This is a genomic window from Pseudomonas sp. 1 (assembly GCF_056626735.1).
The window spans coordinates 207972-234704 of record NZ_JBWXMQ010000011.1 but is presented as its reverse complement, the minus strand read 5'-3'; the positions used below and the strand labels follow the sequence as shown (position 1 = coordinate 234704).

The following is a 26733-nucleotide window of genomic DNA, read 5'->3' as shown; positions in this document are numbered from 1 at the left end:
CAGATACAAAATAGGGGAAGAGCTTGAAGGCTCTTCCCCTATTTATGACGTTTAACACCTGATCCCACAGAGGTGAGACCGGGTGACTGTCGGGGGTACTTAAGCCAAGGTGGCTTTAGCTTTCTCGACAATCGCAGCAAACGCCGCTTTTTCGTTCACTGCCAGATCAGCCAGAACCTTACGGTCGATCTCGATGGACGCTTTTTTCAGGCCAGCGATGAAACGGCTGTAGGACAGACCGTTAACACGAGCACCAGCGTTGATACGAGCGATCCACAGAGCGCGGAACTGACGTTTTTTCTGACGACGGTCACGGTAGGCGTATTGGCCTGCCTTGATTACCGCTTGCTTGGCAACACGGAATACGCGGGAGCGCGCGCCGTAGTAGCCTTTAGCAAGTTTCAGAATTTTTTTGTGACGTTTACGGGCAATGACGCCACGCTTTACACGAGCCATGAGTTACTTCCTCTATTCTTGATCCAAAAATTAACGAAGGCGCAGCATGCGCTCGACTTTTGCCACGTCAGACGGATGCAGCAAGCTGCTACCGCGCAGTTGACGCTTACGCTTGGTCGACATTTTGGTCAGGATGTGGCTCTTGAAAGCGTGCTTGTGCTTGATACCGTTAGCAGTTTTCAGAAACCGCTTAGCAGCACCACTTTTGGTTTTCATCTTTGGCATGTTCGGATACTCCGCATTCAGTTGATAAACATAATCAGAAGGCCTGCCGTGCCCTGTTGATTACTTCTTCTTTTTCGGGGCGATGACCATGATCAGCTGGCGTCCTTCCATCTTAGGATGCTGTTCGACCGAACCGTACTCGAGCAGGTCTTGTTCAACCCGCTTGAGAAGCTCCATCCCCAGCTCCTGGTGGGCCATCTCACGGCCGCGGAATCGCAAGGATACCTTGGCCCTGTCCCCGTCACTCAGGAAACGTACCAGGTTGCGCAGTTTTACCTGGTAATCCCCTTCCTCCGTCCCTGGACGAAACTTGATTTCTTTTACCTGAATCTGCTTCTGGTTTTTCTTCGCCGCAGCAATCTGCTTCTTCTTTTCGAAGATCGATTTGCCGTAGTCCATCACACGGCAAACCGGTGGGACTGCGTCGGCAGAGATTTCTACCAGATCAAGCTTTGCTTCTTCAGCAATACGAAGCGCTTCATCAATCGAGACGATGCCAATCTGCTCGCCATCAGCGCCAATTAACCGAACCTCGCGTGCCGAGATATTCTCGTTGATCGGGGCTTTCGGTGCAGTTCGTTTATCTTGTCTCATTTCACGCTTAATAATAATTACTCCGAATCTGGGCGACCACGCCGGGAAACCGCTTGCGCGAGAAACTCAGCGAACTGGGCGACGGGCATCGAGCCCAGGTCAGCACCTTCACGAGTACGCACAGCGACAGTCTGCATCTCGACTTCCTTATCCCCAATAACCAAGAGATATGGAACCTTGAGCAAAGTATGCTCGCGGATTTTAAAGCCGATCTTTTCATTTCTCAAGTCGGACTTGGCACGAAACCCGCTTTCGTTGAGAGTTTTTTCGACCTGAGCGACGAAATCTGCCTGTTTATCAGTGATATTCATGATCACCGCCTGGGTTGGCGCGAGCCACGCAGGGAATGCACCTTCATAGTGCTCGATCAGAATCCCGACGAAACGCTCGAACGAACCGAGGATCGCACGGTGCAACATCACTGGATGCTTGCGGCTGTTGTCTTCGGAGACGTATTCGGCTCCCAGGCGCACAGGCAGGTTGAAATCGAGCTGCAAGGTACCACACTGCCACACACGACCGAGGCAATCTTTCAGCGAGAATTCGATTTTCGGACCATAAAACGCCCCCTCACCCGGTTGCAGATCGTATGGCAGGCCGGCGCTATCAAGCGCTGCAGCCAGGGCCGCCTCGGCGCGATCCCACAGCTCGTCGGAACCGACGCGTTTTTCCGGGCGAGTAGACAGCTTCATCTCGACATCGGTAAAGCCGAAGTCGCGATAAACATCCATGGTCAGTTTGATAAACGCAGCGGATTCAGCCTGCATCTGCTCTTCGGTGCAGAAGATGTGGGCATCATCCTGGGTGAATGCACGGACACGCATGATGCCATGCAGGGCACCCGATGGCTCGTTACGGTGGCAGGCACCGAACTCGGCCAGTCGCATCGGCAGCTCGCGGTAGCTCTTCAGGCCTTGGTTGAACACCTGCACATGGCATGGGCAGTTCATCGGCTTGATCGCGTAGTCGCGGCTTTCCGACTCAGTGGTGAACATGTTGTCGGCGTAGTTGGCCCAGTGCCCGGACTTTTCCCACAGGCTGCGGTCGACGACTTGCGGCGTCTTGATCTCGAGATAGCCGTTGTCGCGCTGCACTTTGCGCATGTACTGCTCAAGCACCTGGTACAGCGTCCAGCCATTCGGGTGCCAGAACACCATGCCCGGCGCTTCTTCCTGGGTGTGGAACAGGCCCAGGCGCTTGCCGATCTTGCGGTGATCGCGCTTTTCAGCTTCTTCGATACGCTGGATGTAAGCTGCCAGCTGCTTCTTGTCTGCCCAAGCGGTGCCATAAACGCGCTGCAATTGCTCGTTCTTGGCATCACCGCGCCAATAGGCCCCGGACAGCTTGGTCAATTTGAAGGACTTCAGGAAGCGGGTGTTCGGCACGTGCGGACCGCGGCACATGTCGACGTATTCTTCGTGATAGTACAAGCCCATCGCCTGCTCGTTCGGCATGTCTTCGACCAGACGCAGCTTGTAGTCTTCGCCACGGGCCTTGAACACTTCGATCACTTCGGCACGCGGAGTGACTTTCTTGATGACGTCATATTCTGTATCGATCAGCTGTTGCATGCGCTGTTCGATGGCCGCCATGTCGTCCGGAGTAAAAGGACGCTCGAAGGCGATATCGTAATAGAAGCCTTCGTCGATAACCGGCCCGATGACCATTTTTGCAGTCGGGTACAGTTGCTTGACCGCGTGGCCGACCAGGTGGGCACAAGAGTGGCGAATGATCTCCAGCCCCTCTTCATCCTTTGGCGTGATGATTTGCAGCGTCGCGTCGCTGTCGATGATGTCGCAGGCGTCGACCAGCTTGCCATTGACCTTGCCGGCCACGGTGGCTTTGGCCAGACCTGCGCCAATGGATGCGGCGACCTCGGCTACGGAAACCGGGTGATCGAATGAACGTTGACTGCCGTCGGGAAGAGTAATAGTTGGCATGGCGCCTCCTCTCCTAGTGGTGACCCCTACCAAAGGTCACGTGGGTTGGGATGAGCCAGTACAAGATCCGATCCAGGCCATTCAATGACGAACGCCTGCCTTACAGCGGCAGGAGCCTTGCGGCCAACCGGAAAACCGAACCAGAGTGACTGGGATTCAAATCAGAAATTCGTACATTGCCGCCACCGGGACTGAAGGTCATCCGGAGCCTGCGAACGCCCGAGCGAGGCATGCTAGCACAGATGAACGGTCACCGATGCACTCTGGTTTTTACCGGGAGGCAAATCGTCTGTTTTATGCGAGAGTGCTGAACTTGATCGGCCTTCAGGCCCTCAGATAACAAGACATTGACCCACAAGGAGCATCCCCGCATGCGTCTTAACACCCTGCTTGCCGCAGTCGCCCCTCTCGTTTTGCTGCTGCCGTTGAGCGCCCACGCCGACTGGCCCAAGGGCGAGCGTGAGAAATACATGGCTCAGTGCACCCAGGCCGCGACTCCGCAAATCGGTGCTGCTGCCGCGAAATCCCACTGTGCATGCGGCGCCGATGCCATCAAGTCCTACCCTGCCAGCGATATTCAGGCGCTGATGGACAATAAGGCCAGTCAGGAATTGCAGCAGAAAGCCCTGGGACAAATTGCCAAATGCAAGGCCAACGTCCCGGCAAAAAAATGATGAAACAGGCCTTTTCAATGCCTCCGGCACCGCTGAAAAGCATCTGATTCAGGCTTTTTCGTACGATTTATGCAGGTTTTACAGGTTTTTTTATTGTCTTTATTTTTCGCTCGAGGCCTTTTAAACCGGGGCCTCCAGCCGAAACAGGCAGACAAGAAAACAAGACCGATTGGCAAACAGCACGTCCGGGGGGCTACCAAAGCGAACATTTCGACTATGATACCCCGGTGTGCCCAGTTGGCCTGAGCAGCACAGTACTACTGAAAATATATGTTTCTTGGAGATACACCATGTCTAATCGCCAAACCGGCACCGTTAAATGGTTCAACGATGAAAAAGGCTTCGGCTTCATCACTCCTCAAGGTGGCGGTGACGACCTGTTCGTACACTTCAAAGCTATCGAAGCTGACGGTTTCAAAAGCCTGAAAGAAGGCCAAACCGTTTCCTTCGTGGCTGAGAAAGGCCAAAAGGGTATGCAAGCTGCACAAGTTCGCCCAGAGTAATTTCCCGGCGCACTAAAAAAACCCCGTCCATGTGACGGGGTTTTTTATGGGTGAAACAAAAGCCCGAAAGGCTCAGCCACAATTGACGCGTGTGACCACCAGGTTCTGATCGGTATTCAGGTTGAGGCGATCGGATCGGTACTCCAGAGTAATCATGTCATTGGGCTTGAGGAACCGGGCGTTCTGCGCACCGGCCTTTTTGCGTGCCTGCTCCAACAGCTCCGGCGAAGCTTTCTTGCCGAGAGCGAACTCCGCAGCAGATGCCTCACAACGACCATGGCCAGCCTCAGTCGCCACGGGATCCTTCTGCGACTCGCTGGAGGTTGTAGAGCAACCAGCCAAAAGAGCAACGACCATCAGTGCACCCAGTGACGCGAACTTGCAAGGCATTGAAGCCTCCTTATTTCAATTTTGAGCAGAGATCGTGCGACCGCCAATACAGCGTTTGGTTTCACGGTGAGTGCTATCACCCTGCCCTACGATCGGAAAAACGCCGAGTGTGCCTGAGCATCACCTGAAGCATCACCCCGTAAAACGTCACTGAATATTAATGACGTTCAATAGACATCAATGTAGTCATAGGGCGGGTTCGGCCAGTTGTCCTTGAGCGCATTGAAAATCTGCATGACCCAGACTTCGTCGCTGGCCGCGACATTTCCCACGTATCCCGAGCCTTTTGCCCAGGTCTCCAGACGAAACAGCAGGCCATCGATCTCCTGGCCGCCAGTGACGCCCGAAGAGATATAAGCGATGCCGCCCTTGGTCACGCGCAGCTGGGTGTGCTCGTCATCACTGGCCGACGCCAGCATGCGACGCACAGCATCAAGGGTCAGGCCGTCGGGGCTGTTCAAATCGATCTGCACAGCGCAATCCTTGTTTTTTGCGGAAATGACCAAGTGTCGCATAGCCCTGCGCTCATGCCTAAGTCGCAGTGCCAAACACTCGGCAAAGTGGTTAACTCAAAACTCCGATCCCGTGACCGAGCCCCGCCATGACCACCGTAAGCATCACCGCCGACATAAAGGCCACCTGGCCACAAGGGCATAGCTCTTACAGTCCGGGCAGCCCGGAGGAATTGGCATTGATCAGCATCGACTTGCTGGTGAAGACGTTGGGAACACAGGGCGCGCAATCCTTCATTGCCCAGCTGTTCGAGAAGTATCCCGATGCCTTCAAAGGGACATCGGGTACCGAGAGGGAGTAAAAGCCCGCAAGCTGGCACTTGCAGGCGCATGGCTTATTTCAGACGCTTCAGACGCTCGGTCAGCAGATCGAAGAAGCCCTGGGCGTCGCCGTTCTCCACCCAGAAGGCGTTCTTGGGCGCCTTCAGACCGTCATACCAGTCGACAACGGTCTGGCCGAACGTCGGGCCTTCACGGCTGTCGACCACCACATTCACCGAACGACCAGTGAACAGCTCAGGCTTGAGCAGATAAGCCACGACGGTAGCGTCATGCACCGGACCACCCGGAATGCCGTAGTGCTCCATATCCCCTTTGATGTACTCGTTGAGGATGTCGCCGACAATCTTGCTCGCATTGTTGTTCAGTGCCGCAATCTGCTTGAGGCGTGCATCGCTGGTCAGGATCTTGTGGGTCACGTCCAGCGGCAGGTAAGTCAGTTTCACACCGCTCTTGAGCACCACCTCAGCCGCTTGCGGGTCGGCGTACAGGTTGAACTCGGCCACTGGCGTGATGTTGCCGCCATTGAAGTGAGCGCCGCCCATGATCACCACTTCCTTGATCCCCTGAACAATCTCCGGCTCCTGAATCAGTGCCAGGGCCAGGTTGGTCTGCGGACCGAGCATCGCGATGGTGATGCTGTGCGGCTTGGCTTTTTTCAGAGTGTCGATCAGGTAATTGACCGCATTACCTTCAGCCAGGCCTTTCTTCGGCTCATGTACCGCGACACCCGAAAGGCCTTCCTTGCCATGGATGTTTTCGGCGTAGATCGGCGTACGCATCATCGGTTTAGGCGCACCGGCGTATACCGGAATCTCTTCCCGCCCTGCCCACTCACGGGCCAACCGGGCATTGCGCGAAGTCTTGTCCAGACGGACGTTGCCAGCCACGGTGGTCAACGCGCGAATGTTCAGCTCCTCCGGGGAGGCCAGGGCAAACAACAGGGCGACCACGTCGTCGGCGCCCGGATCGGTATCGATGATCAGGTCGATCTTTTCCGCCGCGTGGGCGCCGGTCGCTGTTATCACAGACAAAAGCAGCAGACTCCGAATCAATTGATGAATTTTTTGAGCATAGCGTTGCATGGCGCATTCCTTGTGCAGATGAAATCAAAAGGGGCGAACCCCGTCAGAATGTAACCCCGGACACCAGCACGATGTTGCAGTACGGCTGACATTCTCCCGTACGAACAATCGCTCGTGCCTGTCGGCTGAGTACCTTGAATTGCTCGTGACTGAGCAGATCGCGCCGCCCGAGCGAGCCTTCGTCATTCAGCTCTTCCAGCGTGGACAGCGCGGTCGGTTGCTTGTCGAAAATCTCCTTGGCCAGCGCATGGCTTTCCACCTGCATCTCGCTGAGCACGACTTTCAGGGTGCTGACGAAATCCGGGACGCCGTGCGTCAACGCCAGATCGATCAGTTCAACACCCGGCGGCACCGGCAGGCCGGCATCACCGATCACGACCATGTCGCCGTGACCGAGGGAGGCAACCAGCCTCGACAGGGCGACATTGAGCAAAGGAGTCTTTTTCATGCGGATTTGAATGCCTGTACGTCGGAGGTAGTGGGAATGGACGGCTGGGCACCTGCCCGGGTAACCGACAGGGCCGCCGCGACTTGCCCGAAACGAATGGCCTCGTCCTCGGTTTTGCCGGCCGCCAGTGCAGCCGCAAATCCGCCGACAAAGGTATCCCCGGCGGCGGTGGTATCGACTGCCTCCACTTTGGGTGCCGGAAAATGCTGGTAACCCTTGCCATCGGCGAACAGTGAACCTTGAGCGCCCAGTGTGATGATGACCTTGCCAGCGCCCAGTGAAATCAGGTGTGCAGCGGCTTTCTCGGCGGTCTCCAGCGAATCCACCGGCAAACCGCTGAGGGCGGCGGCCTCGCTCTCGTTGGGAATCACGTAATCGATGGCGGCAAACCAGTCCGTCGGCAACGGACGACTGGCCGGCGCCGGGTTGAGGATGACCGTCTTGCCCAGTTCACGTCCGCGTTTCAGCGCATGGCCCACAGTCGCATCGGGAATTTCCAGCTGGCAGATGATCACGTCGGCCGCCTGCAGCACTGCGTCGAACCGGTCGATGACCGCCGGGGTCATCGAACCATTGGCGCCGGCCACGATGACAATCGCGTTCTGGCTATTGTCATCGACCACGATCAGCGCCACACCACTGGAACCCTCCACCACGCTGACTGCCTGACAATCAATCTGCTCGGCCAGCAACGCGTCGCGCAATTGCAGGCCATAGTCATCATTGCCGACACAACCAACCATCGACACTTGCGCACCCAATCGAGCAGCGGCCACCGCCTGATTGGCGCCCTTGCCACCGGACACGGTCGCGAAGGAATGGCCGATCAGCGTCTCACCGCCCCGGGGCAAACGCGGCGCCCGGGTGACCAGGTCCATGTTCAGGCTGCCTATTACCACTACATTTGCGGACATACATCACTACTCTTCAATTCGTTTCAGCGATATTCGGTGAACACGCCGGACAGCGGTGCAGTCGATTCACGCAGGACAATACTCGGGGTCACGATCCGCTGATCCGTCGCCAGACCCGGAGCGGCAATTCTTCGCAACAACACTTCCGCCGCCATTTCTCCCAACTGAAGGATCGACTGGCCCACGGTCGTCAACGCGGGATACACGTAGCGACTCATCTGGATATCGTCGAAGCCGATCACTGAAAGCTCGGCGGGCACGCGCACGTTGCGTTCCGCCGCAGCCCGCAACACACCGATGCCGATCATGTCGTTACCAGCGAAAATCGCGCTCGGCGGGTTGCGTTCAAGCAGGACCGAAGCCGCGTTGTAACCGCCGGTGCTGGTGTAGTCGCTTTCCAGCACGCGCGACGGGGACACTTCAATCCCGGCCTCTTTCAGCGCTCGAGAAAAACCGGCCTGACGCATTTGCGCAACACTGGTACTGGCAGGACCACCGATCGTGGCGATGTCGCGATGCCCGAGTTCAAGCAGATGCCGTGTCGCGAGGTACGCGCCATATTCGTGGTCGATGCGCACCAGGTCGGCGTCTACGCCTTCGAGTCCACGGTCGACGATCACCATCGGCGTCTTCACGCCCGCCAGCCCTTGCGCCAGGCCGCTGTCACCACCGGCAGAGGCGACGATCAGGCCGTCGATGCGTTTTTCCAGCAGGACCCGCAGATAGCTGCGCTGTTTGTCCGGGTTGTCGTCGGAGTTGCAGAGGATCACGCAGTAACCGTTACGCTCGCAGTAATCCTCGATCCCGCGCGCCAGTTCGGCGAAGTACGGGTTGAGACTGTTGGGCACCAACAAACCGATGGTTGCAGTGGTTTTCGCTTTCAGCGAACGGGCCACGGCGCTCGGCACATAGTCGAGACTCTTGATCGCCGCCTCGACCTTGAGCCGCACTTCTTCGCTCACCGGTCGGGTCTTGTTTACTACGTGGGACACGGTCGTGTAGGAAATTCCTGCAAGTGCCGCCACATCCTTGATCGTTGCCATTTATCAGCCCCGTCGGCTTGCGCGTTGACTGCGGTAGGTGTCGAGCACCACGGCGATCACGATCACCGCACCGGTGATGATGCGCTTGGTCGGCTCGGTCGCGCCAATCTGCGCCAGACCGGCCGCCAGCACGGAGATGATCAACACGCCGAAAAAGGTACTGATCACCGAACCACGCCCGCCCATCAGGCTGGTACCGCCGATCACCACAGCGGCGATCACTTGTAGCTCAAGGCCGGAACCGGCGTTCGGGTCGGCCGCTTCCAGCCGGGAAATCTGGAACAGTGCCGCAATGCCGGCGAGCAGCCCCATCAGGCTGAACACCAGGATCTTGTAGGGTTTTGGATTGATTCCTGCCAGCCGCACCGCTTCTTCGTTGGTGCCAATGCCGATCAGGTAGCGACCGAACACGGTACGAGTCAGAACGGCCTGGGCAATAAAGATGACCAGCAAGGCAATGATGAACGATGGCGAAATGCCGAAGGCAATCGGGTTCGAAAGCCAGGCGAAGGAATCACCGATATAGGCGGTGCGCGAACCGGTCATCTGATAGGCCAGGCCACGGGCCATTTCCAGGACACCCAAAGACACGATGAATGACGGAATTCGCCACGCCACGGTAATCGAGCCGGTAACTGTGCCGGCCAACGCCGCGACGGCCATACCCAGTAAGGCAGCCGGCAGTACGCTCCAGCCCCAGCCAAGAATCGCCACGCTGACAGTGGATGCCGCGAGTGCCAGTACCGAGCCTACCGACAGGTCGATCCCGCCGATGATCAGGACGAACGTCATGCCCACCGCCAGAACCATCAGATCGGGAATCTGGTTGGCCAGAGTGCTGAAGGTGTTGTACGACAGGAAATGGCTGCTCATGACCGAGAACAGCGCAATCATTGCCAGCAAGGCGCCGGCCAGGCCCAGATAAGTGCCGAGGCCGTAGAAATTGCCACTGGATTTGCCGGCGGAAGATGCAGTTTTCATGGGAGATCCCTAGGCGCTGCTTCGTTGAGCAACGCATCACGTTTCTGGTAGCCGGCGAACGCGGCAGCAAGCAAGTCGTCCTGGGTCCAGCTGTCGCGCTCGAAAGTGTCGATCAGGCGCCCTGCCGACAGCACGCCAATGCGATCACAGATCAGCATCAGCTCGCGCAGGTCGCTGGACACCACAACCAGCGCCTTGCCCTGACGGGTCAGTTCACCAAGCAGGTTATAAATGTCGAATTTGGCGCCGACATCGATACCGCGAGTGGGCTCGTCGAACAGCAGCACCGAACAGTCGCGCTCCAGCCAGCGCCCGATCACGACTTTTTGCTGGTTGCCACCGGACAACTCGGACACCAACTGGGTCGGGCTGGAACTGCGGATGCGCATGGCGTCGATCTGCCGCTGCGCGAGCTTCGTTTCATCGCCGTTGTTGACGAACCCGCCGCTGGAAATTTCCGGCATGTTACCCAAGGCAATGTTGGCGCTGATCGACTGACTCAGGAGCAGGCCTTCGCCCTTGCGATCTTCGGTGATCAAGGCGATGCCGTTGCGCACAGCATCGACGGGCGAACGAATGCTCACCGTTTTGGCCGGCGAACCGAGCGCCACCGTGCCGCTGTCCGCGACGTCGGCGCCGAAGATCAGCCGCAAAAGCTCGGTGCGCCCTGCCCCGATCAGCCCCGAAATGCCAAAAATCTCACCGGCGCGCACTTCAAAGGACACGTCGCGAACCTTGTCGGAGCGGGTCAGGCCTTTGACCGTCAAGGCCGGCGCGCCGATATGGCGAGTCCCCAGATCGATATGCTCGCCCAGCTCGCGGCCAACCATCAGGGTGACCAGTTGCTCGCTGTTGTAATTGGCCATCGGCTCGACGCAAACCAGGTTGCCGTCGCGCAGCACGGCAATGCGCTGTGCGACCCGGGCCAGTTCTTCGAGACGGTGAGAGATGTAGATGATCGAGACGCCGCGCGCCTGCAACCGGGTGATTTGCTCGAACAACATCTCGACTTCGCGGGCGGTCAGCATCGCGGTCGGCTCGTCGAGAATCAGCACATGACAATCGCCGATCAGGTTACGGGCGATCTCGACCATTTGCTGGTGACCGATGCCCAGCTCGCCGACCAGTGTGTCCGGATCGATGGCATCGAGGCCGACTTGAGCCATGGCTTCGATGGCGGCCTTGCGCAGTTGCTTGCGGCTGATCCAGCCACCGTTGCTCGGCAGATTGTCGAGGAACAGGTTCTCCGCCACCGAAAGCGTCGGCAGCAGATTGAGCTCTTGCATGACCATGCGCACACCCTGCTCTTCAGCTTGCGTGCGACTGCCGGGACGATATTCCTTGCCCTGGAACTGCATCTGGCCGGTGGTGGGTGTGACCAGCCCGCCGATGATCTTCGACAAGGTGCTTTTGCCGGCACCGTTCTCACCGGTCAGCGCCAGTACTTCACCGCGCATCAACGTCAGGTCGATGCCGGTCAGAACCGGTTGCGCGTAGGTCTTGCCGATACCGCTGACCGAGAGGACAGCGTTCGGAGCGGAAACTGACATAAAAATCTCCATGCGCTCGCCCGGACGGACGAGCGCCGTTGTGTCGCCAAAGGACTTATTTGGTGACCAGCTCGACCGGCGTTTCGATCACGCCATTTGCACCACTGTCGACTTTCTCGCCCTTGATGATTTTCAGCGCGGTCTCGATGCCAAACACCGCTTGTTTCGCGGCGTACTGGTCGGCAGTCGCCAGAACGCGGCCGTCCTTCAGCATTGGCTTGATGGCATTGATGTTGTCATAACCGACAACCTGCACCTGACCGGCCTTACCGGCAGCGCGCACGGCGGAAACAGCACCCACGGCCATGCTGTCGTTACCGGCCAGCAGCGCCTTGACGTCCGGGTATTCGCTGAGAATCGAAGCGGCCACCTTGTTGCCTTTGTCGATTTCCCAATCGCCGGACTGCAGGGAAACAACCTTGATCTGCGCAGCTTCCATCGCATCCTTGAAGCCAGCAGTACGCTGCTGGGCGTTGGTCGTCGTGGAGACACCTTCAATGATGCCGACTTCGTCACCGGCCTTCAGTTGCTTGGCCAGGTATTCGCCCACCAGACGCGCGCCCTTGCGGTTGTCCGGACCTACGAACGGAACGCTGATGTTTTTGCTTTTGATCACGGCCGGATCGAGCTGGTTGTCGATGTTGATCACGGTGATACCGGCATCGACCGCCTTTTTGATCACCGGCACCATCGCCTTCGAATCAGACGGTGCGATGACCAGAGCGTTGACCTTCGCCAGAATCATCTGCTCGACGATGCGCGTCTGCCCCGCCGTATCGGTTTCGTCCTTGATGCCGTTGGAGATCAAGTCGAAATCGGCGGAATGTTCTTTCTGGTAGGCTTTGGCACCGTCTTCCATGGTCAGGAAGAACTCGTTGGCCAGGGATTTCATGACCAGGGCGACTTTGGGTTTTTCAGGGGATTCGGCGAAAGCCGAAGAGACAGGCAGTGCGGCGGATGCGGCAGCCAGCATGGCGACAGCAAGAAGACGTCCAGCGAATGGCAGCTTCATGGGTTCACTCCGATCTTATGATTATTGTGAGCAACGCTTGCGCTGGCGTAAGCTCGTTGCACCCCACGATGATCAATCATCGCGAAGGCCGCGCAAACGTTTGCGTAGACCGAACTATGCGAATCACGCCGACATTTGTCAACAATCAGAAATCGGTATTGCGTTGCAGGGCGAATCCATCGATCCGCCCCTGGAGTGCTCAAGCCGTGGTGTTGACCACGTTACCGGCGGAGGAGCCCTTCGACATTTCCTTGACCAGTGCAGCGGAGACCTCCAGCAGCGCACCGCTGGTTTGGGCGATCTGCCCCTGGATTGACATCACCGCTTGCGACTTGGCTTCGGGCGTTGGATAACTCGCAGCCTGCGCGGCAGCCAGTTGCTGTTGCTGCTCCTGAAGCTGCTTTTGCAATTCCTGCATGCGTTTCAACAGCGTCTTGATAGTGACGCTCAGATTGTCACCGCCTTCAGCCTCGCGCGCGCTTGCTTCCTGGGCAGGACCACCGGTTCTGACCTGATTGGTTTCAACCTTCTCGATACCCAGTGCCTGAGCAGACGCGTCGGCTTCAGCTTCACTCATTGCATTGATCGTAGCAGCCGTTTTTCCGCCGATAGTGACCGCGCCGGGATTTGGCAAACCGATAGTCAATGACATTTGAACTCCTGAAAAATTGGATCCCTATCAAGACGCATCGGCTAACGCACCGTTTTCTTTAGCTGAGATCTGAAAAGCTGCCAGCTCAGGCTGTGGACGAGATTCGTAGTCCTTTTCGGTGAGCCGAACAAGAAAACATCCCGCGTTCGGAAACCCGGATGAGTGACGGAAGCTCACAGCCAGCCTTCGAATAAATCTTGATTTAAATCATAAGGTTAAACATTTCTCTGAAGCAGATTACGACTGGTACAGATCCTGCTCCCTACCTGCACCCCTGGCATTCAGATTGGCCCGGGGCGCATCTAGATGAACCTGCATCAGCACCGTCTCACTACTAGAGAGAAAAATAATGACATCTGCTTTGAAGAGTTTCGTTCCGGGCGCTTTGGCCCTTCTCCTGCTCCTGCCCACCGCCCTCCAGGCAAAAGAAGCTGAAACCCAGGCCAAACTGGCCAACGTGGTGGTACTGGCCACCGGTGGCACCATCGCCGGCGCTGGCGCCAGTGCAGCCAATAGCGCGACCTATCAGGCTGCGAAAGTGGGCATCGAACAATTGATCGCCGGCATCCCCGAACTGAGTACGCTGGCCAATGTGCGTGGCGAACAGGTCATGCAAATCGCCTCGGAAAGCATCACCAACGAAAACCTCCTGCAACTGGGTCGTCGCGTTTCCGAGCTGGCCGACAGCAAAAACGTCGACGGCATCGTCATCACCCACGGCACCGATACACTGGAAGAGACCGCGTACTTCCTGAACCTGGTGGAAAAAACCGACAAGCCGATCATCGTCGTCGGCTCCATGCGCCCGGGCACTGCCATGTCGGCGGACGGCATGCTGAACCTGTACAACGCCGTGGCCGTCGCCAGCAGCAAAGAGGCTCGCGGCAAAGGCGTACTGGTGACCCTGAACGATGAAATCCAGTCGGGTCGCGATGTCAGCAAGATGATCAACATCAAGACCGAAGCCTTCAAAAGCGCCTGGGGCCCGCTCGGCATGGTGGTTGAAGGCAAATCCTACTGGTTCCGTCTGCCAGCCAAGCGCCACACCATGGATTCGGAGTTCGATATCAAGAACATCAAGAGCCTTCCTGATGTAGAAATCGCCTATTCCTATGGCAATGTCAGCGACACCGCATACAAGGCTCTCGCCCAGTCCGGCGCCAAGGCGATCATCCATGCCGGCACCGGCAACGGTTCCGTTTCCTCCCGCGTGGTTCCGACCCTGCAAGCGCTGCGCAAGGACGGCGTGCAGATCATTCGCTCGTCACACGTCAATGCCGGCGGTTTCGTCCTGCGTAACGCCGAACAGCCTGATGACAAATACGACTGGGTGGTGGCTCACGACCTGAACCCACAGAAAGCCCGCATCCTGGCCATGGTCGCGCTGACCAAGACCAACGACAGCAAAGAGCTGCAACGGATGTTCTGGGAATATTGATTTGCCTTCGTCCGATCCTTTCCTGATCGGCCACTGGTTTCACCCTTCGTCAACCTGACGGAGGGTGAAGCTCCCGCCTCGCTCAAAGAAAAATTTCATCTGCGTGACATCAAAACCGGAAAACCATTGTCAGAGGATTTTCTTGAAATTTAAGCAGTTGCGAAATTGCCTACAGTTAAATACTGTATGCACGTACAGCTTAATAAGGATAACCTCGTGGTCACTTCCCCTGATGCTCCTGACGCTTACGAACGCATGGGCATGCGCGTTCAGAAAATCATCAACTCCCCCACCGCACAAAAAGCCAAAGCCGCACTGATCTTCCGCCTTCCGGACGAACCGGTGGATGAGTGGGAGCGCTTGCTGGAAGAGATCGACGAAAACGACAACGTCACCCTCGCCTACCGCGACGATGGCGGCGTGCAGATTTTCTGGGTTGTGCCGAAGGAAGATTGATTCAATGATTCTGCGTTTTGCTGCTGTGCTGTTGCTGTTCATTTCCGTGGGTGCGCAAGCTGGCGCGCCGCGTACTTTCACCGAGGCCAAGAAGGTCGCCTGGAAGCTGTACGCCCCACAATCCACCGAGTTCTATTGCGGGTGCAAATACACCGGCAACAAGGTCGATCTGGCCGCCTGCGGCTATGTCCCGCGCAAGAACGCCAAGCGAGCGGCCCGCATCGAATGGGAGCACATTGTTCCGGCCTGGCAGTTCGGCCATCAGCGCCAATGCTGGCAGGAAGGCGGACGCAAGAATTGCACCCGCTACGACCCGAGTTATCAGAAAGCCGAAGCCGACCTGCACAATCTGGTGCCGAGCATCGGCGAGGTGAATGGTGACCGCAGTAATTTCAGCTACGGTTGGCTGCCGGTCGAAAAAGGTCAGTACGGCTCATGCCTGACACAGGTCGACTTCAAGGCAAAGAAGGTCATGCCCCGCCCTTCGATTCGCGGCATGATCGCCCGCACCTACTTTTACATGAGCAAACAATATGGCTTGCGCTTGTCGAAGCAGGATCGGCAATTGTACGAAGCCTGGGACAAGACTTACCCGGTGCAAGACTGGGAACGCCAGCGAAACCAGAGCGTGGCGTGTGTGATGGGACGCGGCAACGATTTCGTCGGCCCGGTGAACCTAAAAGCCTGCGGATGATTGCTTGATCAAAAGAAAAGGCCTTGAGCGATAAACTCAAGGCCTTTTTTTGCTCAACCGCCGGACTTGTTGTAACGCCAGTAACCCATCAGATTGAGTGATTCGCGAGGGATGCCGCGCTCCTTTATCAGGTATTTGCGCAGGCTCATGACCGCCGCGGATTCTCCTGCGACCCAACCATAGAATCCCTCGCTGGCCGTATCGGCGATCTCCCACAGAATCTCTTCTTCGATGTAGACATCCGCCAGTTCGACCGCTTGCCCAACCGGCGATGCGTCAACAGGCAACGTCGCCTGCCGCACAGCCTCCACCATCAACGTACCCGCAGCCGCGTGATCGCGAATCAGCCATTGCACCGAAAGCCCGGGCCAGTCAGGAACGGCCAACATGTCTTCACGACTTTCGACTTCAAAAAACGCCTGAGTCTGCGGCGGTTCAGCCAGCGTCGCCAGCTCTTCCAGAATTCCCATGGCGGCCGGCAATGCTGTCGCGTCGGCGACCAGGAGAAGTTGCTTGAGCGTTTGCGGAGGCTTCCATTCAAATCCCCCCGCCTCTTGTGCCGAAAATTGGCTGTCGGGGGCCAGGATCTGCATCGACTCGCCGGGCTGTGCTCGCAACGCCCATCGGGAGGCCGGGCCGGTCTCGCCGTGCAGGACGAAATCGATATCGACCTCACCTGACTCAGCGCGCAAATGACGGATGGTGTAGGTGCGCATCACCGGGCGACGATCAACCAGCATCGAGCGAAACCGGGCATACCACCCCTCCCCCTCAGAAAGCCTGGCGGGCGAACCGTCTGCTGCCGGAAAAAACAGTTTCACTCGCTGATCCGGTGCCCAGGTTGCCATCTCGGTGACAGCGGGGCTTGCGAGCGTGACTCGCATGAGATGCGGGCTCAACTGCTGCTTGTGACGCAAAACAACGTCGAACAACTTGTAAGGATTGGTGGAGGCCATGCGGAGCTCCTTTTGAGTATCTTCAGTGATGGCTTTAAAAACGAATCACGTGAGACACCCTTTAGTCAGCTCCGCCGAATGGATCGCTTATTGCGCGGCCGTGCGCGCAAGTACCAGCGTCTCGATGTTCTGCTTCTTCGCCTTGATCAGCGCGGCATCCACATCCGCCTGACGCGCCTCGGCGTCAGCCTTCGAATTGAAAGGGCCAAGGAGAATCCGGGTCTTGCCGCTGGCGTCCTTGATGACACTGGCCACAAAGCCATGCTCGATCAGCCAGCCGCTGAGGTCGCTGACGGCTTGAGGTGTTTCACCGCGCACTTCTAGATCCCACTGCGGGCCCACCGCAGCAGGCGCCGTTACCACCGCCGGTTTCGGCTTTTGCGCATCCACACTCTTGCCTTCGCCACATCCTGCCAGTGCCAGTGCCGCGACTACCCAGACCAATTTGCGCACAACGCTTCCCTCTGAATTTTCAAAGCGGCGATCTTAACATTCGAGAATAGTTTCTGAGCCCCGCAAAATGGGCACAAAACTACGAGATTGATGCTGGCGGCCCCTGTATAGTTACGCGCTGGGAATTAATGCCGCTGCTGCGCGTCAGAAAGAGGCACCCAAACAGTAAGACTTCGCACTAATCTATACGTACCACCGACCTCTGCACTGTCTGAATCAGGTGCCCTACAAAGCAATCAAGGAGAAGACCATGCTGATACTCACCCGCAAAGTCGGTGAAAGCATAAACATTGGTGATGACATCACGATCACCATTCTTGGCGTCAGCGGCCAGCAAGTTCGAATCGGCATCAATGCTCCAAAGAACGTTGCAGTGCACCGGGAAGAAATCTACCAGCGCATCCAGGCGGGCCTGACCGCACCGGACAAGCCACAAACGCCCTGAGCCCTATCGTAGTCAGTAGCCAGTTTTGCCTGCGCGCAATGACTGGCTAAAGATTCAAGCGCCGTATTGCCATTCCCCCACCTCCCTGGTGACGGCGCGCGCCACGCCCCTTCCTGCCTCAAGCCTTTTCGCAACCGATACTAACCTTCATTCAATGGGCTGGCTGTCGGACATTTCCGAATAGCAGTCGGGAATCTCGCCTGCTTAACCAAATGTGACGCCACGCGCCATCCCGGTAGCCGCCACGACCATCAATATCAACAGCAGCGCTTCGGCATGACTGATCCGCGCGAACACCTTTGCTCGCCCAGTATCAGGGGCAGTGCCGCGCGCCTTGGCCACGCGCCATTTGATCAGGGTGATCATCGGCAAAAGCTCCAGAAGCAGAATCAGCACAAACAACGTCATCTTTAGATGGAACAGCGGCTGGTGCAGGTAGTAATCGGTTCCCTTCTCATAACCTCCAAAAGCCCGCATGCCACCGGTGATAAGCAACACCAGCGCCGAAAGCCCCCATAGACTGTCGGCAAGCAATACGCGCCCCACCTCACCCGAGCCGGACGCCAGGCGGCTGAAAGACGTCCCACGGGTCAACACCGCCCAGAAACCCATGGCAAATGCCAGTAAATGTATCGCCGCAAGAAACCAGTGAACCAGCATCGATGTGCTCCCGTCCGGCAGAGTTGAAATCCGCCTGACAGTAGTAGTCGAAAAAGTGTGGACTTGCCTGTCACCCTTCCCGGAAACAGGAGCGAGCGAGACGAGAAACGGGCAGAGGTATGAGAAAGGCAAATAGCAGGCAAAAAAAATCCCAAGCAGCTGATGGAAGCTTGGGATTTAAAAATGCATAAACCGTGGTGGTGAACGCGGGGCGGATATTACTGACTTATTCGTCTTGTAACAACGTATTTTTGATAACCGGATGGTTAATAAAATACGTAACCCATTAAATATCCAAACTATTTAAAAGGGAGATCGCGAAATCGGCGACGAATGGATCAAAATCCATCGCAGCCAATAAGCGCCTGACACAGGATTTTACAAGAATGAGTCAGGATCGCCCGGATCAAGGTTCTTCACCGTTCCGCTGTGCGGATACCCGAGATTGATCAGCAGCTCTCGCATCAGCGAGTTGGACGTATCAGTCGTCCCACGCCGCAACGCCTGTTCGCACTGGAGACGACCACAAGACGTATGAACAACTCACTGTGAAAATTTAGACCCAGGCATCCGTAGCCGGAGGGAGCGCTCATCTCGCATGCAAACCAGCGCTCTCCCTACTCTGACGGCTCTTGCGACAGAAGCTATCTTTTCCAGCGACTGAATCATTCTTCAACAAACTTTCAATATCGCCTGAACCCGCGCGCCTGAGTTGGCGAATCATGAATACATTCCTGCAAATGTGCCGGAGTGCAGCTGTGATCGACCGAACCGAAATTTGCAAATGCTGTGAAATCGCAGACAACAAAAAAGGGCCCACCTTTCGGTGAGCCCTTTCAGACCGCCCAGCAGAGCGGATTTTGTTTGGTAGGCGCGATTGGACTCGAACCAACGACCCCCACCATGTCAAGGTGGTGCTCTAACCAACTGAGCTACGTGCCTGCTGTGAGGCGGCATTCTACGGAATTCCGGAGGGGTGTCAACACCTTTTTTTCACCTAACCCTATGAATATGCAAAATATTTAATTTCGACCCGCCACAAGAAGATTTCCCGGTGGCTGGCGGAGGTTTTTCAACTGGGGTAGGATCGCCTCACTCGTAAAATATATTAAACAGAGGCTGCAGGATGGCGAACACCCCTTACCCAGAGTCTTATTACGCTGCGTCGGCCAACGCCGTACCACCACGCCCTGCCCTGCAGGATGACGTGGAGACGGATGTCTGTGTGATCGGTGCTGGTTATACGGGACTGTCCTCGGCTCTGTTCCTGCTTGAGAACGGTTTTCGCGTGACCGTGCTGGAGGCCGCCAAGGTTGGCTTCGGTGCTTCGGGGCGCAATGGCGGGCAAATCGTCAACAGCTACAGCCGTGACATCGACGTGATCGAACGTAGCGTCGGCCCAAAACAGGCACAACTGCTCGGGCAGATGGCGTTCGAGGGCGGCCGGATCATTCGTGAGCGCATCAGCAAGTACAACATTCAGTGCGACTTGAAGGACGGTGGCGTATTCGCCGCCCTCACCGCCAGGCAAATGGGCCACCTGGAATCGCAGAAGCGCTTGTGGGAACGCTTCGGCCACACCCAACTGGAACTGCTCGATCAACGCCGCATCCGCGAAGTGGTGGCTTGCGATCAATACGTTGGCGGCATGCTCGACATGAGCGGCGGCCACATCCACCCGCTTAACCTTGCTTTGGGCGAAGCCGCTGCCGTGGAATCCCTGGGCGGTACCATCTATGAACAGTCGCCGGCCGTGCGCATCGAACGCGGCGCCAATCCGATCGTGCACACGCCGCAGGGCAAAGTCAGGGCCAAATTCATCATCGTCGCCGGCAACGCCTACCTCGGCAATCTGGTGCCGGAGCTGGCGGCCAAATCGATGCCGTGCGGTACTCAGGTGATCACCACCGAGCCATTGGGCGATGAGCTGGCGAAATCGCTCCTGCCACAGGACTACTGCGTCGAAGACTGCAATTACCTGCTCGACTACTACCGCCTGACCGGCGACAAACGCCTGATCTTCGGCGGTGGCGTGGTGTATGGCGCGCGGGATCCGGCGAACATCGAGGCGATCATCCGCCCAAAAATGCTCAAGGCCTTCCCGCAGCTCAAGGACGTGAAGATCGACTACGCCTGGACCGGCAATTTCCTGCTGACCCTGTCGCGCCTGCCGCAGGTCGGACGCCTGGGCGACAATATCTATTACTCCCAGGGTTGCAGCGGCCACGGCGTGACGTACACGCATCTGGCCGGCAAGGTATTGGCCGAGGCACTGCGCGGACAAGCCGAGCGCTTCGATGCATTTGCCGATCTGCCGCACTACCCGTTCCCCGGCGGGCAACTGCTGCGCACACCATTTGCCGCACTGGGCGCGTGGTACTACGGACTGCGCGACAAGCTCGGTTTCTGATGAGCAAAAAAAGGGCCGCTGAACAGCGGCCCTTTTAACATCCGGCATCAATCACAACTGATCCCGCGCGATCCCGTTGCGAATCCGCAGGATATCCGCCAGCACCGCCAAAGCGATTTCAGACGGGGTCTTGCTGCCCAGATTAAGGCCGATCGGCGCATGAATCCGCGCCAGCTCGCCCTCCCCCAGACTACCGATCCGGCGCAAGCGCTCGAAGCGCTTCTGTGACGTCTGCAACGAACCCATCACGCCGATGTAGAAAGCCTCGGTGCGTACGGCCTCCATCATCGCCAGATCGTCGATGCGCGGATCGTGGGTCAACGCCACCACCGCCGTATCACGGTGGCACCCGCCATCGGCGATGAACACCGACGGCAGTTGCCGGCGAATCTCCACACCGCTGAGCGATACGCCTTCCAGTACTTCATCACGCGGGTCGCAGAGAATCACTTCGAAGCCGAGACCGACCGCGAATTCCGCACAGGCCTGCGCCACGCTGGAATACCCCGCCAGGAGCAAACGCTGAGCGGCACCGATGCGAATCCGCACCCGGTCGATTTCACGCTCGATCCGTGCACCTTGCTCGCGATCGGCAAACAGGCTACGCGCGCCCGTGGCCAGATCGACCTCGCGAATCAATCGACGCTGCCCCAGCAATGCCGATTCGAGTTCACGCAGGTGCGCTTGCACATCGCAGTCGGCGTCAAATTTCTCTACCAGCACGTCGAGAATGCCACCGCACGGCAGGCTGACCCGCGAGCGCGGATCGTCACCTTCGCCATAACGCACGACGTTGATCGCATCGAGAAACGCACCTTCGGCGACGCGCTCGAGAAAGTCTTCCTCGACGCAACCACCGGACAGCGACCCGATCCACTGCCCGCCGTCGTTCACCGCCAGCAGCGAACCCGGCGCGCGCGGCGCCGAACCGTAGGTCGTCAGGACGGTGCAGAACCAGATGCGCCGCCCCGCCGTCGACCACTCCAGCGCCCGACGCACAACCTGCAGATCGAGATGCTGCATGATCAGTGCGCCTTGTGCTCGATAGACGGGGCGTCAGCCTGAAGCTTCTGCACATCGCCGACCGCCAACTCGGCCGACTGACCACCCCAACCCTGGCGCAGGTAGTTCAGCAGATCGGTCAGCTGTTCGGCACTGAGCTTGTCGGCAAAACCCGGCATTGGCTGCATGTGTTCGAACCCGGCGAATTTCTGTTCGCCGATACCATCCTCGATCACTCGCAACAGGTTGCGCGGGTCTTCCAGGCGCAGCGTAGTGTTGCCGCGCATGGCCACCGCGATGTGCGGCTTGCCCTCGCCCCCGGCCGCGTGACAGCCGGCGCAGACGTTCAAGTATTCCTGTCGGCCGCGTTGAGCGCTGGCACTGAGTTTTTCCAGGGGCACTTCGGTCAGTTCTTTTGCCGCCGGCGGCTTGTCGCCGAGCAGGAAGGTTGCCATCGCTGCCAGATCCGGATCATTCAGGCCCTGAGTGCTGTTGTGGAACACCGGGAACATCTCGTTGAACATCGTGCCCTGGGCGCTCATGCCGTGCTTGAGGAACGTGCTCAGATCTTGATGATTCCAGCCGCGCGCCGCCAGATCAGTGGCCAGCAGGCTCGGTGCCAGATAGCCATTGAGGATGCCGCCGGCCAGGCGCTTGTCCAACTGCATCGCGCCCGGGAGGCCGCGTGGTGTGTGGCATTCGCCGCAGTGGCCGAGCACTTCGACCATGTACTGGCCGCGTTTCCAGGCGTCGCTTTTGCCTTCGGCCGGTTCCAGCTTCAAGGCTTTGCCGTACATCATGTTCCAGCCGATCAAGCCCGGACGGACGTTGAACGGAAAGCTCAGACTCGTCACCGGCGCTGCACGCTCAATCGGCTCGATGGTTTTCAGATACGCATGAATCGCATCCGAATCGGCACGCGGCATCAAGTGATACGAGGTATACGGCATCGCCGGGTACAGATTGGCGCCGTCACGACGCTTGCCTTCGGTGAGCGCGGCGAAGAACTCTTCATCGGTGTAAAGACCGATGCCGTGCTCCTTGCTTGGAGTGATATTGGTGCCATAGATCGTGCCGAACGGCGATACGATCGGCAGGCCGCCAGCAAATGGCGCGCCGCCGGGCGCCGTGTGGCAAGCCATGCAGTCGGCAGCGCGGGCGAGGTATTCGCCGCGCTTGACCTGATCATCCGCGTGCACCGCCAACACAGGCACGGCCAGCCCGACCGCCAGGGTCAGGCGGGTCAGTAATTGCTTCATGCTTAACCCTCCTTGACCAGGCCGAGATCGGTCAGCACGTTGCGGGTGGCGTTGTAGTAACGCACGTACCCGGTGCAACGGCAGACGTGATGGCCGAGGCTGTCCTCGATGACTTGTTCCAGTTTGCTTTTGACGATCGGCTGGCGTTGCAGCTTTTCCACCAGCACGGTTGCGGCGTTGACGAAGCCTGGGGCGCAGTAGCTGCACTGGAAGGCGAATTCGTCGACGAAACGCTGCTGGATCGGGTTCAGCTCGGTGACCTGACCTTGCTCGTCACGTTTGGCGTGGCCTTCGATGGTGCGGACTTTCTTGCCCTCGAAGTAATGCGCGCCGGTGATGCAGGTGCGCACTTCTTCGCTGGTGCCGTCCGGGTTGTCGACGATCACCACGCAGGCGTGACAGATGCCTTGCCCGCAACCCAGGCGCGAGCCGGTGAGGTTCTTGTATTCGTGCAGGTAATCGATCATCGGCAGGTCATCAGGGATGTCCACCGGGCCGACGGATTGACCGTTGAGGGTCAGTTGAAGCGGACGGTTAGCCATTGAGGGCCTCCTTGATGCGCGCAGCAGTGATTGGCAAATCGCGAACACGTTTACCGATGGCGTGGGCCACGGCGTTACCGATGGCACCGACCACCGGGATCATCACCACTTCGGCAATGCCTTTGGACGGGTCGCTTGAGGACAGCGGCGGCAGGATTTCCGACGTCTGCTTCCACACCGCCACATGGCGCGCCATCGGCAGGCGATAACGGTTGAAGTTCCAGTCACCCTCCCCCGGCCCGCCTTCGTACAGCGGCATCTCTTCCATCAAGGCGTGACCGATGCCCATGGCGATTCCGCCTTCGAGCTGGCCACGCACCAGTTCTTCGACCAGTACTCGACCGCATTCCAGCCACGAGTGATGGTTGAGCACTTCGACTTCTGCCGAACCTTTGTTGACCTTCAACTCGACCAGCGTTGCGACCGGGCTGTAGTAGGTCACGGCGGCGTTGTTCAGTTGAACCACCGGATAGGCGATGTTCTGCCGATCCAGCAGGTGGAAACCGGCACTGGTCATCTGTGCCTTTTTCGCTTTTGGCGCACCATCACCGTATTTCACCGCCAGACCGTCGAGCGGCAGACGTTCGCGCACGCCGTCGATGCTGTATTCAGCTTCTGCCCAGCTCCAGCGGTTGAAACCGTGAACCGTGGCGCCAGTAACCAGACCGCGCTCGTGAGCACGCTTGGCCAGCTCTTCGAAGGTCAGCGGCTGCATGCCGTTGGCAGTGAGTTTGCCGTCAACCCAATGCGCATCTTCGCGGCGCACCACGTAGGGGTTGGCCTGGCCGCCGTATGGGCCCTGACGCCAGATCTCCAGCGCCGCCGGCCACAGGCCGTGGTTGAACAGCACGCGCGCCGCTTCACGAGTAGCGTGGCTGAAGTAGTAGGCGGAGTTGGTCGCGGACGAGGCCGATGCCAGCTTGCCGACCCAGCGCGGATTGCGCAGGAAGTTGTCCTGCTCGGCCTGGCTCATGATGTAAGGGTTGCCGGCGGTCACCAGCTGCAGTTCATCCCACTCGGTTTCACCGGTCTTCACATCGTGAGCCGCGCTGCCGAGGAAGTCAGCCACCACCAACGCTTGCGAGGTGGACATGCCGGTACCGATCTCGATACCGATGTGCCGCAGGGAAATGCGCCCGTCGGCGGTGAACTCGATGCTGGCCATCGGCGCTTCGGAACCGGTGCCGAAGTCTTTCTGGCAAATGGCGAAACCTACGCCATACCAGTTGTCCGGGTCTGCCGCTTCACGCTGTTTCTTGATCGCGTCGCGGTTTTTCCAGACTTCGTGCAGCGAAGCCTTGTCGAGAATTTCGTGCAGGCGCAACGCACCGGCCGGGATCGCACCCTGGGTGTTTTTCATCCCAGAACGCAACGCATTCTTGCGGCGCAGATCAATCGCGTCGACACCAAGGCGATCGGCAATTTCGTCGACCATCATCTCGGTGGAAGCCATGCTCTGCAGCGTGCCGTAGCCGCGCATCGAACCCGCCTCAACCGCGCGAGAATGGTAAGCGGTGACCTGCAGGTCGTTCTGCGGCATGTAGTAGATAGACTGCGCCGCCGTGGCGCCAACGGCCGCTACCGACGGGCTGTAGTTGATCCGGCCGCCACCGTCGACGCTCATCTCGGCACGGAAAATCTTGAAGCTGTGATCGGTCTTGTCCACTGCCAACTGGTAGCGAATGTCGAACGGGTGACGCTTGATGCCGCTCTGGAACTGCTCGTAGCGGTCGTTGGCCAGGCGGATCGGCACACCTGCGCCGTACAACGCTGCCAGAGCCGCGTAGTAGACGAAAATGTTGTGGTCCTTGGAGCCGTAACCGACGGTGTAACCCGGGTGCATGTTCAGGTTCGCCAGGCCGAAACGCGACGGCCCGATCATCTTCGCGGTCTCGGTAGCGGTTTCCAGCGGACATTGGGTGGCGACGACGAAATGCAGGGTCTTGGTCGCCGGGTCGTACCAGCCGTTACCGTTGTCCGGTTCCATTGCGGCCGGTTCGATCGACGGGGTTTTGTAGCGCTCGTCGAACACCAGCCAGTTGTCCGGCGGGGTGTCGATCTCTTTCTTCATGCGGTCGGCGTAAAACAGGCCGCGCTCGGTCAGGTTGCCGTGCAGGTTCGGCTGGGAATTCCACACCGGACGACGGTTTTTCAGCATCGGGAACAGGATCGAATCCTTGAGGCTGGCGAACTCATCCTCGTCCGCCGACGTCGGGCCACCGACGCGCACGTAGCGGAAACTGCCATAGGGATCGCCTTCGTAGAACGGTACTTGGGCACCGTAACGAATTGCCTTGTCATTGAATTTGAGTTTGTTCTTGGCCTGGCGGAAACGCTCGAAGTCGTTCCAGATCAGGATCGCGACCGGGTGACCGATGAACATCGGTACCTTGCCTTCCGGCAGTAGAGGATCCGGCGCGTGCTCTTCAGGGAACACGATGCCGTCCTTGTCCAGATCGGCGGCGGTAACGATACGATCAGGCTGCAGATCGGCGCCGAGCCACGACAGGTCGTATCCGTCGTAGATGCGGTCGGCCTTGATGGTTTTCAGCAACATGGCGTGGCCTTGCTGCTGGGGCCAGCCCGGCATGTCCTTGGAACGGATGTCGCGGGCAAATACCTTGCTGCCGCAGACCTTGGACAAGGCATCGTTACGCTGGCGTGCCTTGCCATTGTTGCCGAGCCACTGCTCGGACGGCACGGTCACGCTGTTTTCCATCAAGGCACCGAGCGCCTGACTGCTGAGCGGTGTGAGTGTAACGCTCACACCCGCCACCAGCCCGCCCTGAAGGAACGAGCGCCGGGATATTTCACGGTTGGACATGGATCATCCTCTGGACGGTTATGGATCCGCCCTTCTGGTTATCTACTGGGAATCTCGAGTCTTGCAGAAGCCCTTTTTGGCTAAACAAAGGGCGTGATGACAGTGCAAAGCTGACCGAAAGGTTAACTTTAAAGGTTTCTGGGCTCGCAGCAAACAACCAGTTACAAAAATTTGACCAAAGAATCAAAAATCAATGCGGCATTGCAGCGCAGCGGCCCGTGGCCGCAGGCCAGATTGCGCGGCAGCATCGAACGAACCACGGTTCGTGTTCATCGCCGGCTAAAGAGGAGAAGTGTGGGAAAGGTCAAATTTCAGACACAAAAAACCCCGGTCTTT

The 26733-nt window shown here is 58.1% G+C and carries 29 protein-coding genes and 1 tRNA gene; 8 read left to right on the top strand and 22 right to left on the bottom strand.

Translation table 11 applies throughout. The features are described from left to right. Positions 1–99: 99 nt before the first annotated feature. Genes rplT through thrS form a run of 4 tightly spaced genes read right to left on the bottom strand, consistent with a single transcriptional unit; the run spans position 100 to position 3215 of the window. Positions 100–456 (bottom strand): 50S ribosomal protein L20, encoded by a 357-nt coding sequence (rplT, locus tag AC1MDC_RS18395; RefSeq protein ID WP_002553161.1) that lies wholly within the window; start codon positions 454–456, stop codon positions 100–102. Positions 457–486: 30 nt separating this feature from the next. Beyond that, complete coding sequence (gene rpmI / locus AC1MDC_RS18390; protein WP_002553160.1) at positions 487–681, bottom strand: 50S ribosomal protein L35; 195 nt, start codon at positions 679–681, stop codon at positions 487–489. Positions 682–741: 60 nt separating this feature from the next. Beyond that, positions 742–1293: a translation initiation factor IF-3 gene (gene infC / locus AC1MDC_RS18385; RefSeq protein ID WP_170929631.1), complete on the bottom strand. Its 552-nt coding sequence runs from the start codon at positions 1291–1293 to the stop codon at positions 742–744. Continuing rightward, positions 1293–3215, bottom strand: a complete 1923-nt coding sequence (gene thrS, locus AC1MDC_RS18380; protein ID WP_007956031.1) for a threonine--tRNA ligase — start codon at positions 3213–3215, stop codon at positions 1293–1295. The genes infC and thrS overlap by 1 nt, the downstream gene beginning before the upstream one ends. Before the next feature lie 371 nt (positions 3216–3586). On the opposite strand from thrS, the gene AC1MDC_RS18375 reads away from it, so the two are divergent. Both AC1MDC_RS18375 and AC1MDC_RS18370 read left to right on the top strand, forming a co-directional pair. Then, positions 3587–3889 carry a hypothetical protein gene (locus AC1MDC_RS18375; protein ID WP_085701224.1) on the top strand — a complete coding sequence of 101 codons (303 nt, stop codon included), beginning with the start codon at positions 3587–3589 and terminating at the stop codon, positions 3887–3889. 290 nt (positions 3890–4179) lie between these two features. After that, a complete protein-coding gene (locus AC1MDC_RS18370) occupies positions 4180–4392 on the top strand; it encodes a cold-shock protein (protein WP_017904083.1) in 213 nt (70 codons plus the stop codon). 72 nt (positions 4393–4464) lie between these two features. Here AC1MDC_RS18370 and AC1MDC_RS18365 read toward each other — a convergent pair whose 3' ends face one another. Both AC1MDC_RS18365 and AC1MDC_RS18360 read right to left on the bottom strand, forming a co-directional pair. Beyond that, positions 4465–4782 carry an I78 family peptidase inhibitor gene (locus AC1MDC_RS18365; protein ID WP_085701225.1) on the bottom strand — a complete coding sequence of 106 codons (318 nt, stop codon included), beginning with the start codon at positions 4780–4782 and terminating at the stop codon, positions 4465–4467. A 167-nt stretch (positions 4783–4949) separates the two neighbouring features. Then, positions 4950–5255: a hypothetical protein gene (locus tag AC1MDC_RS18360; protein WP_480393455.1), complete on the bottom strand. Its 306-nt coding sequence runs from the start codon at positions 5253–5255 to the stop codon at positions 4950–4952. 128 nt (positions 5256–5383) lie between these two features. On the opposite strand from AC1MDC_RS18360, the gene AC1MDC_RS18355 reads away from it, so the two are divergent. Further along, the gene (locus tag AC1MDC_RS18355; RefSeq protein WP_085701226.1) at positions 5384–5596 is read left to right on the top strand and encodes a hypothetical protein; all 213 of its coding nucleotides are present in this window, start codon (positions 5384–5386) and stop codon (positions 5594–5596) included. Between the two features lie 33 nt (positions 5597–5629). On the opposite strand, the gene AC1MDC_RS18350 is transcribed toward AC1MDC_RS18355, so the two are convergent. From AC1MDC_RS18350 to AC1MDC_RS18315, 8 genes are all read right to left on the bottom strand, one after another. Beyond that, positions 5630–6658 carry a nucleoside hydrolase gene (locus AC1MDC_RS18350; RefSeq protein ID WP_480393454.1) on the bottom strand — a complete coding sequence of 343 codons (1029 nt, stop codon included), beginning with the start codon at positions 6656–6658 and terminating at the stop codon, positions 5630–5632. Between the two features lie 43 nt (positions 6659–6701). Next, positions 6702–7106 (bottom strand): D-ribose pyranase, encoded by a 405-nt coding sequence (rbsD, locus tag AC1MDC_RS18345; RefSeq protein ID WP_085701228.1) that lies wholly within the window; start codon positions 7104–7106, stop codon positions 6702–6704. Next, the gene (rbsK, locus tag AC1MDC_RS18340) at positions 7103–8020 is read right to left on the bottom strand and encodes a ribokinase (protein ID WP_085701229.1); all 918 of its coding nucleotides are present in this window, start codon (positions 8018–8020) and stop codon (positions 7103–7105) included. Before rbsK ends, rbsD begins: the two co-directional genes overlap by 4 nt. Positions 8021–8043: 23 nt before the next feature. Beyond that, positions 8044–9063, bottom strand: a complete 1020-nt coding sequence (locus tag AC1MDC_RS18335) for a LacI family DNA-binding transcriptional regulator (protein WP_085701230.1) — start codon at positions 9061–9063, stop codon at positions 8044–8046. Between the two features lie 3 nt (positions 9064–9066). Further along, positions 9067–10044, bottom strand: coding sequence for an ABC transporter permease (locus AC1MDC_RS18330; RefSeq protein WP_007956013.1), 978 nt, complete (start codon positions 10042–10044; stop codon positions 9067–9069). Then, on the bottom strand, positions 10041–11594 hold the full coding sequence (locus AC1MDC_RS18325; protein ID WP_085701232.1) for a sugar ABC transporter ATP-binding protein: 1554 nt from the start codon (positions 11592–11594) through the stop codon (positions 10041–10043). Before AC1MDC_RS18325 ends, AC1MDC_RS18330 begins: the two co-directional genes overlap by 4 nt. A 55-nt stretch (positions 11595–11649) precedes the next feature. Continuing rightward, positions 11650–12606, bottom strand: a complete 957-nt coding sequence (locus tag AC1MDC_RS18320; protein ID WP_007956008.1) for a sugar ABC transporter substrate-binding protein — start codon at positions 12604–12606, stop codon at positions 11650–11652. Between the two features lie 199 nt (positions 12607–12805). After that, entirely contained in the window at positions 12806–13258 is a 453-nt protein-coding gene (locus AC1MDC_RS18315) for a hypothetical protein (RefSeq protein ID WP_227235090.1), read from the bottom strand. 349 nt (positions 13259–13607) lie between these two features. Between AC1MDC_RS18315 and AC1MDC_RS18310 the strand changes: the two genes are divergently transcribed. From AC1MDC_RS18310 to AC1MDC_RS18300, 3 genes are all read left to right on the top strand, one after another. Continuing rightward, entirely contained in the window at positions 13608–14696 is a 1089-nt protein-coding gene (locus AC1MDC_RS18310; RefSeq protein WP_480393453.1) for an asparaginase, read from the top strand. Positions 14697–14882: 186 nt separating this feature from the next. After that, positions 14883–15152 (top strand): DUF1654 domain-containing protein, encoded by a 270-nt coding sequence (locus tag AC1MDC_RS18305; RefSeq protein WP_371917949.1) that lies wholly within the window; start codon positions 14883–14885, stop codon positions 15150–15152. Between the two features lie 4 nt (positions 15153–15156). Beyond that, complete coding sequence (locus AC1MDC_RS18300; RefSeq protein WP_085701235.1) at positions 15157–15846, top strand: endonuclease; 690 nt, start codon at positions 15157–15159, stop codon at positions 15844–15846. 53 nt (positions 15847–15899) lie between these two features. Here the strand turns inward: AC1MDC_RS18300 and AC1MDC_RS18295 are convergent, their stop codons facing one another. Continuing rightward, the gene (locus AC1MDC_RS18295; protein WP_480393452.1) at positions 15900–16802 is read right to left on the bottom strand and encodes a siderophore-interacting protein; all 903 of its coding nucleotides are present in this window, start codon (positions 16800–16802) and stop codon (positions 15900–15902) included. Positions 16803–16889: 87 nt separating this feature from the next. Further along, a complete protein-coding gene (locus AC1MDC_RS18290; protein ID WP_085705379.1) occupies positions 16890–17255 on the bottom strand; it encodes a penicillin-binding protein activator LpoB in 366 nt (121 codons plus the stop codon). A 250-nt stretch (positions 17256–17505) separates the two neighbouring features. Here AC1MDC_RS18290 and csrA point away from each other — a divergent pair, with 250 nt between their 5' ends. Next, on the top strand, positions 17506–17700 hold the full coding sequence (gene csrA / locus AC1MDC_RS18285; RefSeq protein ID WP_003179932.1) for a carbon storage regulator CsrA: 195 nt from the start codon (positions 17506–17508) through the stop codon (positions 17698–17700). A gap of 204 nt (positions 17701–17904) precedes the next feature. Here csrA and AC1MDC_RS18280 read toward each other — a convergent pair whose 3' ends face one another. Continuing rightward, entirely contained in the window at positions 17905–18360 is a 456-nt protein-coding gene (locus AC1MDC_RS18280) for a DUF2214 family protein (protein ID WP_085701238.1), read from the bottom strand. Between the two features lie 865 nt (positions 18361–19225). Then, a tRNA-Val gene (locus AC1MDC_RS18275) sits at positions 19226–19302 on the bottom strand. Between the two features lie 184 nt (positions 19303–19486). Here AC1MDC_RS18275 and AC1MDC_RS18270 point away from each other — a divergent pair. After that, the gene (locus tag AC1MDC_RS18270; RefSeq protein WP_227235085.1) at positions 19487–20770 is read left to right on the top strand and encodes an NAD(P)/FAD-dependent oxidoreductase; all 1284 of its coding nucleotides are present in this window, start codon (positions 19487–19489) and stop codon (positions 20768–20770) included. Between the two features lie 51 nt (positions 20771–20821). Here the strand turns inward: AC1MDC_RS18270 and AC1MDC_RS18265 are convergent, their stop codons facing one another. Genes AC1MDC_RS18265 through AC1MDC_RS18250 form a run of 4 tightly spaced genes read right to left on the bottom strand, consistent with a single transcriptional unit; the run spans position 20822 to position 26397 of the window. Beyond that, complete coding sequence (locus AC1MDC_RS18265) at positions 20822–21793, bottom strand: XdhC family protein (RefSeq protein WP_085703499.1); 972 nt, start codon at positions 21791–21793, stop codon at positions 20822–20824. A gap of 2 nt (positions 21794–21795) precedes the next feature. Beyond that, positions 21796–23031 carry a c-type cytochrome gene (locus AC1MDC_RS18260; protein WP_480393451.1) on the bottom strand — a complete coding sequence of 412 codons (1236 nt, stop codon included), beginning with the start codon at positions 23029–23031 and terminating at the stop codon, positions 21796–21798. 2 nt (positions 23032–23033) lie between these two features. After that, the gene (locus tag AC1MDC_RS18255) at positions 23034–23573 is read right to left on the bottom strand and encodes a (2Fe-2S)-binding protein (RefSeq protein ID WP_007956473.1); all 540 of its coding nucleotides are present in this window, start codon (positions 23571–23573) and stop codon (positions 23034–23036) included. After that, entirely contained in the window at positions 23566–26397 is a 2832-nt protein-coding gene (locus AC1MDC_RS18250) for a xanthine dehydrogenase family protein molybdopterin-binding subunit (protein WP_227235079.1), read from the bottom strand. The genes AC1MDC_RS18255 and AC1MDC_RS18250 overlap by 8 nt, the downstream gene beginning before the upstream one ends. Positions 26398–26733: the final 336 nt, after the last annotated feature.

What these genes read in the sequence shown, in the direction of transcription:
- AC1MDC_RS18270 (WP_227235085.1), top strand. Translation starts at nt 19,487, where the DNA reads ATGGCGAACACCCCTTACCCAGAGTCTTATTACGCTGCGTCGGCCAAC.
- AC1MDC_RS18375 (WP_085701224.1), top strand. Translation starts at nt 3,587, where the DNA reads ATGCGTCTTAACACCCTGCTTGCCGCAGTCGCCCCTCTCGTTTTGCTG.
- AC1MDC_RS18365 (WP_085701225.1), bottom strand. Translation starts at nt 4,782, where the DNA reads ATGCCTTGCAAGTTCGCGTCACTGGGTGCACTGATGGTCGTTGCTCTT.
- AC1MDC_RS18250 (WP_227235079.1), bottom strand. Translation starts at nt 26,397, where the DNA reads ATGTCCAACCGTGAAATATCCCGGCGCTCGTTCCTTCAGGGCGGGCTG.
- AC1MDC_RS18355 (WP_085701226.1), top strand. Translation starts at nt 5,384, where the DNA reads ATGACCACCGTAAGCATCACCGCCGACATAAAGGCCACCTGGCCACAA.
- rpmI (WP_002553160.1), bottom strand. Translation starts at nt 681, where the DNA reads ATGCCAAAGATGAAAACCAAAAGTGGTGCTGCTAAGCGGTTTCTGAAA.
- AC1MDC_RS18280 (WP_085701238.1), bottom strand. Translation starts at nt 18,360, where the DNA reads ATGCTGGTTCACTGGTTTCTTGCGGCGATACATTTACTGGCATTTGCC.
- AC1MDC_RS18300 (WP_085701235.1), top strand. Translation starts at nt 15,157, where the DNA reads ATGATTCTGCGTTTTGCTGCTGTGCTGTTGCTGTTCATTTCCGTGGGT.
- AC1MDC_RS18315 (WP_227235090.1), bottom strand. Translation starts at nt 13,258, where the DNA reads ATGTCATTGACTATCGGTTTGCCAAATCCCGGCGCGGTCACTATCGGC.
- rbsD (WP_085701228.1), bottom strand. Translation starts at nt 7,106, where the DNA reads ATGAAAAAGACTCCTTTGCTCAATGTCGCCCTGTCGAGGCTGGTTGCC.
- csrA (WP_003179932.1), top strand. Translation starts at nt 17,506, where the DNA reads ATGCTGATACTCACCCGCAAAGTCGGTGAAAGCATAAACATTGGTGAT.
- AC1MDC_RS18325 (WP_085701232.1), bottom strand. Translation starts at nt 11,594, where the DNA reads ATGTCAGTTTCCGCTCCGAACGCTGTCCTCTCGGTCAGCGGTATCGGC.
- AC1MDC_RS18330 (WP_007956013.1), bottom strand. Translation starts at nt 10,044, where the DNA reads ATGAAAACTGCATCTTCCGCCGGCAAATCCAGTGGCAATTTCTACGGC.
- AC1MDC_RS18295 (WP_480393452.1), bottom strand. Translation starts at nt 16,802, where the DNA reads ATGGCCTCCACCAATCCTTACAAGTTGTTCGACGTTGTTTTGCGTCAC.
- AC1MDC_RS18260 (WP_480393451.1), bottom strand. Translation starts at nt 23,031, where the DNA reads ATGAAGCAATTACTGACCCGCCTGACCCTGGCGGTCGGGCTGGCCGTG.
- AC1MDC_RS18350 (WP_480393454.1), bottom strand. Translation starts at nt 6,658, where the DNA reads ATGCAACGCTATGCTCAAAAAATTCATCAATTGATTCGGAGTCTGCTG.
- AC1MDC_RS18255 (WP_007956473.1), bottom strand. Translation starts at nt 23,573, where the DNA reads ATGGCTAACCGTCCGCTTCAACTGACCCTCAACGGTCAATCCGTCGGC.
- AC1MDC_RS18305 (WP_371917949.1), top strand. Translation starts at nt 14,883, where the DNA reads ATGCACGTACAGCTTAATAAGGATAACCTCGTGGTCACTTCCCCTGAT.
- thrS (WP_007956031.1), bottom strand. Translation starts at nt 3,215, where the DNA reads ATGCCAACTATTACTCTTCCCGACGGCAGTCAACGTTCATTCGATCAC.
- AC1MDC_RS18370 (WP_017904083.1), top strand. Translation starts at nt 4,180, where the DNA reads ATGTCTAATCGCCAAACCGGCACCGTTAAATGGTTCAACGATGAAAAA.
- AC1MDC_RS18335 (WP_085701230.1), bottom strand. Translation starts at nt 9,063, where the DNA reads ATGGCAACGATCAAGGATGTGGCGGCACTTGCAGGAATTTCCTACACG.
- AC1MDC_RS18265 (WP_085703499.1), bottom strand. Translation starts at nt 21,793, where the DNA reads ATGCAGCATCTCGATCTGCAGGTTGTGCGTCGGGCGCTGGAGTGGTCG.
- AC1MDC_RS18320 (WP_007956008.1), bottom strand. Translation starts at nt 12,606, where the DNA reads ATGAAGCTGCCATTCGCTGGACGTCTTCTTGCTGTCGCCATGCTGGCT.
- rbsK (WP_085701229.1), bottom strand. Translation starts at nt 8,020, where the DNA reads ATGTCCGCAAATGTAGTGGTAATAGGCAGCCTGAACATGGACCTGGTC.
- rplT (WP_002553161.1), bottom strand. Translation starts at nt 456, where the DNA reads ATGGCTCGTGTAAAGCGTGGCGTCATTGCCCGTAAACGTCACAAAAAA.
- AC1MDC_RS18310 (WP_480393453.1), top strand. Translation starts at nt 13,608, where the DNA reads ATGACATCTGCTTTGAAGAGTTTCGTTCCGGGCGCTTTGGCCCTTCTC.